The organism is Rhodococcus sp. DMU2021 (assembly GCF_019641445.1).
Taxonomy (GTDB): Bacteria; Actinomycetota; Actinomycetes; order Mycobacteriales; family Mycobacteriaceae; genus Rhodococcus; species Rhodococcus pyridinivorans.
In genome coordinates, this window is the sequence record NZ_JAIFKB010000022.1 from 35,968 (window position 1) to 46,439 (window position 10,472).

Annotated in this window: 10 protein-coding genes; 6 read left to right on the forward strand and 4 right to left on the reverse strand. The window is 62.9% G+C overall.

Annotation, left to right across the window (positions count from 1 at the left end):
• Positions 1–35: 35 nt before the first annotated feature.
• Positions 36–1,334 carry an insoluble domain protein gene (locus K3M35_RS22655; RefSeq protein WP_138845862.1) on the forward strand — a complete coding sequence of 433 codons (1,299 nt, stop codon included), beginning with the start codon at positions 36–38 and terminating at the stop codon, positions 1,332–1,334.
• 60 nt (positions 1,335–1,394) lie between these two features.
• On the opposite strand, the gene K3M35_RS22660 is transcribed toward K3M35_RS22655, so the two are convergent.
• The gene (locus K3M35_RS22660; protein ID WP_175428119.1) at positions 1,395–1,535 is read right to left on the reverse strand and encodes a hypothetical protein; all 141 of its coding nucleotides are present in this window, start codon (positions 1,533–1,535) and stop codon (positions 1,395–1,397) included.
• A 478-nt stretch (positions 1,536–2,013) separates the two neighbouring features.
• Between K3M35_RS22660 and K3M35_RS22665 the strand changes: the two genes are divergently transcribed.
• Complete coding sequence (locus K3M35_RS22665) at positions 2,014–2,475, forward strand: hypothetical protein (RefSeq protein WP_217580389.1); 462 nt, start codon at positions 2,014–2,016, stop codon at positions 2,473–2,475.
• A 91-nt stretch (positions 2,476–2,566) separates the two neighbouring features.
• Here the strand turns inward: K3M35_RS22665 and K3M35_RS22670 are convergent, their stop codons facing one another.
• The 3 genes from K3M35_RS22670 to K3M35_RS22680 form a co-directional block, all read right to left on the reverse strand.
• Positions 2,567–2,896: a hypothetical protein gene (locus tag K3M35_RS22670; RefSeq protein WP_138845864.1), complete on the reverse strand. Its 330-nt coding sequence runs from the start codon at positions 2,894–2,896 to the stop codon at positions 2,567–2,569.
• A 183-nt stretch (positions 2,897–3,079) separates the two neighbouring features.
• Positions 3,080–3,514 carry a MaoC/PaaZ C-terminal domain-containing protein gene (locus tag K3M35_RS22675; RefSeq protein ID WP_138845865.1) on the reverse strand — a complete coding sequence of 145 codons (435 nt, stop codon included), beginning with the start codon at positions 3,512–3,514 and terminating at the stop codon, positions 3,080–3,082.
• Positions 3,511–3,960, reverse strand: a complete 450-nt coding sequence (locus K3M35_RS22680; protein WP_138845866.1) for a MaoC family dehydratase N-terminal domain-containing protein — start codon at positions 3,958–3,960, stop codon at positions 3,511–3,513. Before K3M35_RS22680 ends, K3M35_RS22675 begins: the two co-directional genes overlap by 4 nt.
• A gap of 237 nt (positions 3,961–4,197) precedes the next feature.
• On the opposite strand from K3M35_RS22680, the gene K3M35_RS22685 reads away from it, so the two are divergent.
• From K3M35_RS22685 to K3M35_RS22700, 4 genes are all read left to right on the forward strand, one after another.
• Entirely contained in the window at positions 4,198–5,244 is a 1,047-nt protein-coding gene (locus tag K3M35_RS22685; protein ID WP_138845867.1) for a hypothetical protein, read from the forward strand.
• Positions 5,245–5,775: 531 nt separating this feature from the next.
• A complete protein-coding gene (locus K3M35_RS22690; protein ID WP_220666999.1) occupies positions 5,776–6,039 on the forward strand; it encodes a hypothetical protein in 264 nt (87 codons plus the stop codon).
• Positions 6,040–6,066: 27 nt separating this feature from the next.
• The gene (locus K3M35_RS22695; protein ID WP_217580383.1) at positions 6,067–7,131 is read left to right on the forward strand and encodes a tyrosine-type recombinase/integrase; all 1,065 of its coding nucleotides are present in this window, start codon (positions 6,067–6,069) and stop codon (positions 7,129–7,131) included.
• A 625-nt stretch (positions 7,132–7,756) separates the two neighbouring features.
• Positions 7,757–10,420, forward strand: coding sequence for a hypothetical protein (locus tag K3M35_RS22700; protein ID WP_220667000.1), 2,664 nt, complete (start codon positions 7,757–7,759; stop codon positions 10,418–10,420).
• Positions 10,421–10,472: the final 52 nt, after the last annotated feature.

The window sequence follows — 10,472 nt, forward strand, 5'->3', positions numbered from 1 at the left end:
TATCAGCTCTGGCTGCAGCACAGGAGGAACAACAGATGGCCAAGAAGCACCGCAAGCCACGAAGCTCGTGGATTGCTCCGACGGCGGTTGCCGCTGGTATCGGCATGACCGCCGTCACCGGCGCGGGGATCGCCACTGCCGCCCCGGAGTCGGGGTGGTCGAACCCGGATCCTTCGGACAGCGCACCGGAGTCCGGGTGGTCGAACCCGAACCCGACGCCGGCAGCTCCGGAACCCGCGCCCGTGCAGAGTGCTCCTGAGCCCGAGGAGTCGTTCTGGGTCGCTCCGCCGCCCCAGTACAACCGCGGCACGCGGGCGTACAACCCGGAAACCGGCGGTGGCGTGACGCAGACGGTCTGGTCCGGCAACGACTACTCCGGGGGCAACAACTACTCCGGAGGCGACGATTACTCGGGTGATGCCAACTACTCCGAGAACACCTCACCCCAGGTCGACTGGAGCAATCTGCACGCACCCACGCCGGTGATCGATCCGACGCTCCCGATCGAAGCTCCCAAGGACAAGATCCGCGTCGGACGAGTGATCTTCGATCAGCCGAACTGGGTCTCGGACATCGACGCCAAGCGCACCAACAACACCACAGCTGTCATCGAAGCCCAGGTCACCGACGCGTGGCGCTCAGTTGGCCTGGAAACCACCGAAGCCGAAAAGGTCGCCTCCGGGCAGGTAGCAGGAACCGCGCTCGGCGCGGTGAGCGGGTTCGCGACCGGATGTGCGGCCACAGCAGTTCCGGCAGGGCTCATCGGCGGCACGATCGGTGGAATCGGTGGCGCTGTCCTGGGCGGATGGGTTCCCTCTCCGATCCCCGGAACCGCACCGATCACCACCGGTGTCGCGGGCACTGCCGGTGGCGCCGCGATCGGCGCTGCAGCAGGCTGCGTTGCCGGTGGTGCGGTCGGTGCCGGAATTGGTGGCGCCGCAGGCCTTGCGGCTGGTACCGCCTACGGAGCCGGCGAGGGTGCCACCCCGATCGAGACGACGGTCCCGGACGTCGAAGAGGACCAGATCGCCGAGCAGGTGGACACCACCTTCGATCAATGGTCCCAGGATCCGGTGGGTGCGACCGCGGTCGACGCGGTTCAGTCGTTCACTACCGAGACGGCCCCGGCCCTCGACACACAGGTCCGGGACTTCGTCGGCGCTCAGGCAGGTGGCGAACAGATCCTCAACCAGGTCGACCAGACCCTTGAGACGTTCTTCAACGACGCCACGCCGGGTCTGAGCGGAAACCTGATCAGCACGGCGGTCGGTGACGCCATCGCCGCTTTCGGGGCTGCCCCCGCCGCGGATCCGGCTGCGCCGAGCGCGGGCTGACTGCAGCAACAAACCAGCGGGCTCCACACCAGCATTGGTGTGGAGCCCGCTGTCGTGTGCTCAGCGAATCAACTTGCCGCGACGGTTTTCACGGCCACCCCAGACGCCGGTCTGCCCGGTCGCGCTGATGTAGGTGCCGCACGCTTCGGCGATCGGGGAGCGAACGCAGATTCCGGCGGCGTAGTCGAACGACTTGCTCAAGGAACTACCTTGACGCAAGCGCATGAGCGCGGACGATCAACTGAACCCGCCAGCGCCCCGGCAATCGTGCGCCGGGCCCGATCAGCCAGCGGATACTACTCGGCGACCTTCTTCGGCTCACCTCGCGGCCCTACACGTAACGAGGTGTATGGATACATCCATCGGTATGCATCAATTACGTCCTGGAGCTGGTGCTCGGGTCGATCGGCGTCGCGAAAGCGAGTATCGCGTACCGATGAGCGGTAGGCCTCGGCCAATTTACGAACAGCCGCTCGGTCCTCGCTGTGTAGCGGTACTGCCAGATCTCGGGGGTCACCCTCTGCGAGGCGCGTGAGTGCCCGACCTTCAGCGATCAAATCATCCCAATATTTCCGGTTCATGCCTGTATCAAACCCTGCGCGGCGGCTCGTACCCCCGGGCCTGGTGAACCGCCTCCGTACGGTCAGGCCGCCAGTTCACCAACGATCGAGGGGTACTCATGAGCAAGCTCAACGGTGCAGTACGACGTGCGGTTCAGATAGCAGCCGGAGTGGCTGCGGCAGGAGTCCTAACTGTCTCCGGAGCCGGGCTCGCATCGGCTGCGTCACCGCCCGTCACGCCGAGCCCGGGCGGAGACAACATCTGGCCCGTCGTCAACCTCGACCGATGCGGTGGCCCGATCCAAATATCGAGGGACACCGTCCCCGGCCGAACGGATCTGCTCGGGGTGACGCTCACGCCGACGGGCAACTTCGGCGCCAGCCCGGAATGTGCGGCCCCGGTGAAGCTGGAGTGGATCAACGGCATTGCGCCGTTCGGCCACGCCGTGACGGTCACGGTGGACAAACCCGGGCCCACCCGGGTCGACATCCCGATCGGGGCTGGCGTGAGCCTGCTGACGGTCCAGATGCTGGGAGTGCCGGCGTTCGGCACGTCTCAGTACATGTGGATGCAACCGTAATGCGTGGGTGACTTCGGGAGACCCCGGACCCTCTCATGAGGCTCGGAGGTCTCCCGCGTCACGCGCAGGCACCGGGTAAAGGTCCGCGCGATCAACGTTCGAGCCACTCGACACCGTCGAGATACTTCCCGCTCAGCACCGCCCACGCACCGATGATGGCTGCCGCAAGTTCTGGAGCTCGTTGGCCACTGAGTCGGCCTCGATCCGCAGCGTCGTAGTCCTCGAAGAACTGGACAACCCACCCCTCGTCATCTGCACTGCCGTCGTACTGGGCCCGGAAATCGATGGGCTGGCGGGTGAACGGGTTCATCATAGGCGCGCGGATCACCTTCTCGTCGACCTGCGTTGCTTCGGTGCCGCAGAACAGGGAGACGAGCTCAAGCGCCTTGTCGAGGTCGGGGACAGCGGGTTCATCGCTCACGGAATCGTCCTTCCTGACTTGGGAGATCATGGTGAGGATCTGAAGGGATCGTTCTAGCAGTTCGCGGCGACAGATCGGTCCCTCATCCGCTCGGGTGCGGTTCGACTCCACGGCCGGGCGGTGAGTCCAACCACGAGAATCGCGGCGGTACGAAGTCGGCGCAGTGACCTCTTGAGTCGGTGGCTATGCGGAGAACTTGATGTAGGCCTGGGTCTTCCCGAGGACTTTCTGTCCCTCCGCGGACACCGTGACGTCGATCCGCGCAGTGCGTTCCTCGTCGTCCAGACGAGCCACCTTCGCCGAGATCGACAGGTCGGCACCCTTCACCTGGTCGACCACGACCGGCCGCGTGAACCGGGTCTCGTACGAGACGACCGTGGTGGGGTCTCCGACCCAGTCCGTGACGACCTGCAGACCGAGGGCCGCGGTCAGCATCCCGTGAGCGAGAACGCCCGGTAGTCCTGCGCTGGTCGCGACGGCGTCGTTGAAATGGATGGGGTTGAAGTCACCCGAGGCGCCGGCATAGCGGACCAGGTCATCTCGGGTCACCGTCAGGTCGGCCTTCGCGACAACCGCACCGACCTCAAGGTCCGTGAAGCGAGGAACTGTGTAGGTCATTCGTCATCTCCTCGGTGCAGCAGCGACGAGGTGATGGTGACGACCACGTCGCCACTTTCATCTCGGATTTCGCAGATCGTGGACAGGATGGAGCTACCGGCACGCTCGGTGACGTCGGTGATCGTCAGCGTGGCGCTGAGTTCCTCGCCAGCGACGATCGGGCGGCGGTATTCGATCTTCTCCGATCCGTGGACGATGCGGTGCGGGTCGAGTCCGGTGTCCGGGGTTTCGACGAGCTGGGTCACCGAGGGGGACTGGACGACGGTGGTGAACGTCGTCGGCGCGATGACATCTGCGAAGCCAGCGGCCCGGGATGCCTCGACATCGTGGTGCAGCGAGTTCGTCGCACGCACGGCGCGGGCGAACTCGCGAATCTTCTCGCGGCCGACGAGATATGTCGTCGGTGGGAAGACCCGGCCGGCGAGGTTGGGGTTCAGTGGTGGCATCGCTCGAGACTATCGCCAACGCCTGGTTCTCCTCCGGAGTCGATCGTCGGGTAGGTCCGGTGCGACGAGATGAATCGCCGTTGGGTGCCGAGCGAGACGCGAGGTGTCGCGGGATCGGCCGATCCTGGGGGCGTTAGATCGGTCGCCATCTGGGAAGGGGTTCATCCCGTCCGGCGGATCGTGCGGCCCTCTACGATTCAGCTCGACAGAGTGAATCGAGGAAGGGCCGAGCGTCGCGTGGATCGTGTGGAGCGCCTGGTGGTGCAGGTTGCTGAGTCAAATGACCTGCTCAAAAGGGGCGGAGCAGCCCGGTGGCGAATCAGCCTGATGCTCCTGGACAACACTGTGGAGCTACTCCTCAAAATTGAGTGCGACAAGCTCCTGAGCGGAAATGACTTGAGCTTGAAGTACCTCGATCACATCGAGGCGATGATTGCGTCCGGGAAAGAGTACACGGACCCTACGCCGTTCGACGATGGCGGTGATCCTGAACCTTTGACAGAGATTAGGGACAGGTACAGGCGTGAGACACTGCCCGCGGACGCGATTCCCAAGCTTGAAAATGACTTCAACCGGCGAGTCGGATACCTGATTACTGCAGGATTCCTCGATAACAACTATGGCGGGGTTCTGAAGAGGCTTCATAAATATCGGAATGAGGCCTATCACGAGGATAAGATCAGACCCAACACCATTGAAGCCGCAGCGAAAATCTACACCTTCGTCGCCTGCAATCTGATGGAGCGCGTGAAACCCGGGGCATGGTCAATGGCGGGTAGAGGAGATCTGCCTGACTTAAGAGCGCTGTTTCCCGATATTGAGGTCACGTCACACAGTTTCGCAGCTCCCTACGCACGTCCCCTGCTCACTCAGTCACCCGTCGGCGCCCCCGAGAAACTTGGAAGGACCCTCTCAGAGCACCTTGCGGAACGCCTAGACGAAATCGACTCAGACCTTGAATACCTGGCAACGGGTGGGTTCCCATGGGCCGAGACGGACATTCAGACCAGATCAAATACGCTGGATAAGATCGTTCATATCCACAACGAGATGGCCGCCGCGAATGGTACGAAGAAACTGAATGCGGATTACAGGCGCATTTCCCGGTGGCGTTCCGCTGCTTCGAAGCTCGCCAAAGGAACCGATTACGTCAAAAGTTTCGATCGTTTTGCCTCTCTGGAGATCGCTATTGAGCAAGTTGAGGACCCCCTCCGGAGGGCGGTATTCGCACTTGACGAGCACCTCGAAGATGAGAGAGAGCGCATGCGATGGGGCAATGACTGAGAGCGACCGTGGCGCAGGCCAGGACGTTCCGCATTCGCGCGACGGCGGCCCGGTGTCGTGCGGGGCGACGGCCAGAAGCCAAGTGATGGATGCAGCGCGAGGCCGGCGTGCGGTGCCGCCCTTCCATGCTGCTACGGAGGTTCGCTGTACCTCGGCGCCCTGACCCCGAGCAGGCTGTCGAACGGGAAAGCGTGTTGCAGGAGCCGAGCCGTTGGACCGGTTTCAGACCGTGGATACGCCGTAGCGGTGCCGGTGCCTGACATGTTGCGCAGTTGTCATCGAGCCGGCGAGGACCGTGCCCGCTGTGCGCCCGAAAACGGGTCGCGGCAGCGAATCACCACGATCCTGCGAGGGCCGAAGCAGGTATGCGTGAGATGGGTCTGTAGCAGCTGGAGCCGTACCGTGTGACGATCCGTCAACTAGGGTGGCCGTTCACACGGATCTGCTAGATAATCTATATTATCTAGCAACAACCGATCGGCGCCTACCGCTCCTCAATCGCGGCCGACGACAGTCAGGAGACCGCCTACCGTGACCGTGATGTTCCTGCTGCTCCCTGGAGCGCTGCTCCTACTGTTCGGACACCAGTGGAGCCGCAGCACGACCGAAGTTGCACCGAAGGTGGCCGCCCTCTCCATCCAGGCTTGCGGCGCTCTGACCATCGGTGTGGCAGCGCTCGCTTCCGCTGCATCCTGGACCGCCAAACTGCCGATCCTGCTGAGCTCGACGATTCTGCTGGCGATGTGCGCGTACGCGTACGTCCGCGTCCGGCAGACCATCCAGGACCCCGACTAACCCATCACCCAGACCAAGGAACACCGCATGTCCAACGCAGGAAGTCTCGCCGCCCGGTTCGACGAGTTCCTCGTCTACCGCAGCACCGGCAAACCATCGGAGGCCACCCTCAAGGCCTACCGGCAGGACTTCACCGCGATCGCCGAACTTCTCGCAGCCCACAGCGGTGTTCCGGTCCACGACCTGGCCTGCAATGTGGTCGACAAGGACCGGATACGCGCGGCGTTCGCGGCCTACGCCGACACGCGCTCCCCCGCCTCGATCCGGCGCTGCTGGTCGACCTGGAACGCGTTGTGCAGCTACCTGTTCACCTCGGATCTGATCGTCGCCAACCCGATGGACGCGGTCCTGCGCCCCAAGGTCGCCAAGACCGTACCGAAGGCCTTCGACCAGGACGCGGTCGAGAAACTGATCACCGCGCTGACCACAGACGAAGACGACAACGCACACGCCTGGCGCGAACGCGACCTCGCCATAGTCCTTACCGCACTGCTCACCGGATGTCGACTGTCCGAGCTGGTCACCCTCAACATCGGGGACTTCCGCGACCTCGACGACACCGGCCGCGTCAAGGCCATCACCGTGCACGGCAAGGGAAACAAACAACGCGTCCTCACCGCCGAGCCCGCACTCGTCGACGTGCTCACGTCATACCTCGACTCGCGCCTGCGGCGATTCCCCGGCAGCGGCAAGGCCCGCACCTCCCCCACCGCCTCGCCCTGGCGCCGCCTCCGGGCCACCGATCCGCTCTTCCTCGGTGCCGATGGGGAACGCATCACCGGACCCACGATCCAGTACCGGGTCGAGCGCGCCTATCGCCGCGCCGGCATCAATGGACAGCGCGCGAAAGGCGCTCTGGTACACCAACTGCGGCACACCTTTGCGACCTCACTGGCCGATAGTGACGTCAACGTCTACACCCTGATGCGACTGCTCGGGCACGAGTCGATGACCACCACCCAGCGCTACACCCAAGGCGCCGGTAAGGAAACCCGTGCAGCCTCTGCAGCAAACCCGGTCTATCGACTGTTGGACAGTCAAGGAACGGGCAGCAAGGCGATCGCCCCAGGACGACGCGAGCGGCCTACTTGAGAACTACATGCGGCCGTTGCGCGTCGTCCGATGATAGTGAAGAGTCCTCGAGACTGAACGACAGGGAAGAGATATGTCAGAGCAAGCTGTGGACCGCTGGGTTGCACCGGTAGGCAATAAAGTCCCCCGTACCCCGGACGGCCTGCTCGACTCCGCCACTCTAAGCCGTGACTGGTACTCAGGGGAACGGCCTCAGCTTGCCTCAAATTTGGTCGGTGCACCTTACTCCTACGTGTTGCTGGCCCCTGGCGGAGCAGGAAAGACCACTCTGATCGAGGCCCTGAAAAGTCAGGAAACTGGTGTTCACACCATAGATTTGCGGTTGCACGACCGGCGATCCCTCGTAGCGGAGCTCCAGTCCCTCGTCTCTGATGGATCGTCGTCAGACAGCTGCTCCGTTCGTACCGTTTTTATCGATTCCGTTGATGTCGCACTCCAATCCGACCCCGACATCGCATACGCGCTCGTTAGCTCGTTGAGAAGTCCAGGCGCAAGCTGGATAGCTTGGCGCTTTGCTTGCAGACCTGGATCGTGGACGGCTGGTCTCTCCGAGGGACTAGCGGGCGCTTTGCCAGGTTTTGTCGAGCTTGAGCTTCTTCCCCTGAGCCGTGCAGAAATCACACAGATGATCGGCGGACCGGCAGAGACCGAGCTTTTCCTTGCAGCGGTCGAGCGCGCACGTCTGACGCGTCTGCTCGCCTATCCCCTCCAGGCCAAGATCCTCATCCAGCAGTGGCGCCAGGCAGATGAACTTCCCACTAACAGAGCAGGTGCCATGGACCATGCCGTCGGGCGTATGCTCACCGAAGGAAGTAACGAGCGCCCGATCGGGACGCTTGACATCCATCGACGACAAGTGATCAGCGAGAGGTTGGCCGCGTTATCCCTGTTCTGTGGGATGAGTGCCTTCCTGCTCGGCTCTGCGGATTCCCTGCACGCCGCATCGAACTCATCACTCAACAACGGCGGTACATCCACCCTTCCCGTCGATGCTGTACCCCTACAGGACGAACCAGCCCTGTCTCAGGTGACGGTGAACGATATCCGTGAAGTACTGAACACCGCGCTGTTCACCACCGCGGGTCAAGGGGCCGTATCCTTCGTTCACCAGTCCTACGCCGAGTTTCTTGCCGCATCGTATCTCGTACGACGCGGCGTGACCGGGCAGCGACTCGTCTCGATTCTGGGCGCCGATGTCAATGGTTTGGTCCCCGGTCCGATGATCGAAGTTCTTGGTTGGTTGTCGGCTTTAGGGGCACCGGTTCCCGACGATCTGGTGGCGCACAACGTCCAGCAATTGCTGAGCACCGCCGGGCTGGAACTAGTGGGCGAGCATGTTCGAGAACGCGTCGTCGACGAGCTCCTGCGGGGTGCTGCCGCTGGGACGATCACTGAAGAGTGGCGGGCCAACACCCCTGCCCTGTCTCACCCGGCATTGGCGACTCAACTCCATGAGGCCTCCCGGCACGTCATGAACGACCAGGTCGCGTTCTGGATATGTCGCCTCGCACGGGACTGTGCCGTAATCGAAGCGGCTGACGATCTCCTTGAGATTGCTTCTACCTCGTCGTTGAACGCCACCATTCGCGCCGAGGCGGTGAGAGCCTTCGCTGCCGTTGCGCCTCGTGACGATATGAGCAAACTGCAGCCGCTTCTGAACCTCGACACCGCCGAGGATCCCGACGATGAAGTCCTCGCCGCAGTCTTGCGCGCGATTCTCACCGCGCCTGTCGATATCACTTCCATTTGTCGCTCCCTGCGGCCCCGGCGTACACCGAACTTCTTCGGCGGTTACGCTCGACTTCTCGGCGAGCTGCCCTCACTTCTTCCCGAAAATTACGTCCTTCCTGTCCTGACCGACATACTGCAACGCAGGCCTGAGCTCGACGACCTGGCATTCGACCGCATGATCGGTGGTCTGCTGCAACGCGCCTGGAGCATGAACGACCCCGAGGTGTGCCAAGACATCGGTGCAGTCCTGAGTAACGAGCTTCTCTCTGCCCACCAGCTGTTTCCAGACAAGGTGCCTCCCTGGCTGGAGGACGACAATCCGCAACGCCGGTACGCCATGGTTGCCTCAGCGCTGAAGAGCGGCTCGAAGGGCTACTACCCCGTCCTCGAGATGCGTATGGTCACGCCCGCAGATCTCGGATGGTTGCTCGACTGGATCTGCACCGCCCCACTCGAAGCGCACGAACCCACCAGAGTGGTACTGCACCGGCTGGCGTGGAACGTGCCCGACGCCGCAACAGCCGAGCGCGTCCTGGAGATCGATAAGACCCATCCCGCCTTCCCGGCGTTGTCCGTTTATCAAGGGCAGCAACCAATCTCGGAGCGCCCGGCATGGCAAAATCACCTGATAGACGACGAGGAGTACATCGATGCCGCCTCATTGGAGTCTCAGCTGCACAATGCTCTCGCCCGTTCCTGCGATGACATCACCCTGTGGTGGACCGTCGTTATCGCGCTCGCCGGCAATCAACAGCTCACCGAGGGATGCTTCGGCTGGGACCTGACAAGCAGACCACTGTGGGCCACGGTGCCCCAGGAAAAGCAGGAGGACATCCTGCGGCTCGGGGTGGACTACGTCAACACCCGGCACCCCGAACCGCACCGTTGGAATGACCTCGCCTCCTTCACGCTCGAGGATGTGATGCCCGACTGGTCCGGTGCAATTCTCTTCACGACCCTGGCTGCACATCGTCCGGATATGCTCAGCGACGTCACCCCAAGCGCTTGGTCTTCGTGGTCCCCGGTGCTGGTGCGGATGCCGAACTTCGTCGGGGACGAGGACTGGAGAATCTGGATCCGCGACGCAGTCCCTCCTACAGGGCGCGACACCATCGACGAAGCGCTGCGAGAACGGATTCGGCAGGACGATGACTTTTCCTTCGCTCGCCACCCGCTCGCAGATTTTTCCGACATCCGCCTGATCGACATCGTGAGTCATCTGGCGCGTGACTCCGTCCGCTCTCAAGACCGACGCAACGAAGCGATTGAGGTGCTGATCAGCCACGCTCCCCAGATCGCGTTGAACGTCGCGCGGGAAACAGTCACCAGCGAGACCGTTCCCTCGGCGGCATTCACGACGTTGGCGAGGCTGGCACCGGACGAATTGGTGTCTGAATGGATCGAGCAAGGACAACTCGGGCCGATCGAATGCCTGGCCGCTCTCGATACCGCTGGCCTGTCTGATGACTCCCTCCTCGCACTAAGCAGGATGGGCCTTACCCCCAGCAAATGGACACGGGTGGTGGATTACGCCGCGGATGCCAGCGTAGCGATGTAGAGGGTCTCGTAGGTGTTCGGGGACCGGTGTCCGCACCAGGAATGTCGTCGTC

Coding starts and splice junctions, on each gene's coding strand:
- K3M35_RS22655 (WP_138845862.1), top strand. CDS start 36: ATGGCCAAGAAGCACCGCAAGCCACGAAGCTCGTGGATTGCTCCGACG.
- K3M35_RS22665 (WP_217580389.1), top strand. CDS start 2,014: ATGAGCAAGCTCAACGGTGCAGTACGACGTGCGGTTCAGATAGCAGCC.
- K3M35_RS22675 (WP_138845865.1), bottom strand. CDS start 3,514: ATGACCTACACAGTTCCTCGCTTCACGGACCTTGAGGTCGGTGCGGTT.
- K3M35_RS22680 (WP_138845866.1), bottom strand. CDS start 3,960: ATGCCACCACTGAACCCCAACCTCGCCGGCCGGGTCTTCCCACCGACG.
- K3M35_RS22695 (WP_217580383.1), top strand. CDS start 6,067: ATGTCCAACGCAGGAAGTCTCGCCGCCCGGTTCGACGAGTTCCTCGTC.
- K3M35_RS22700 (WP_220667000.1), top strand. CDS start 7,757: ATGATCGGCGGACCGGCAGAGACCGAGCTTTTCCTTGCAGCGGTCGAG.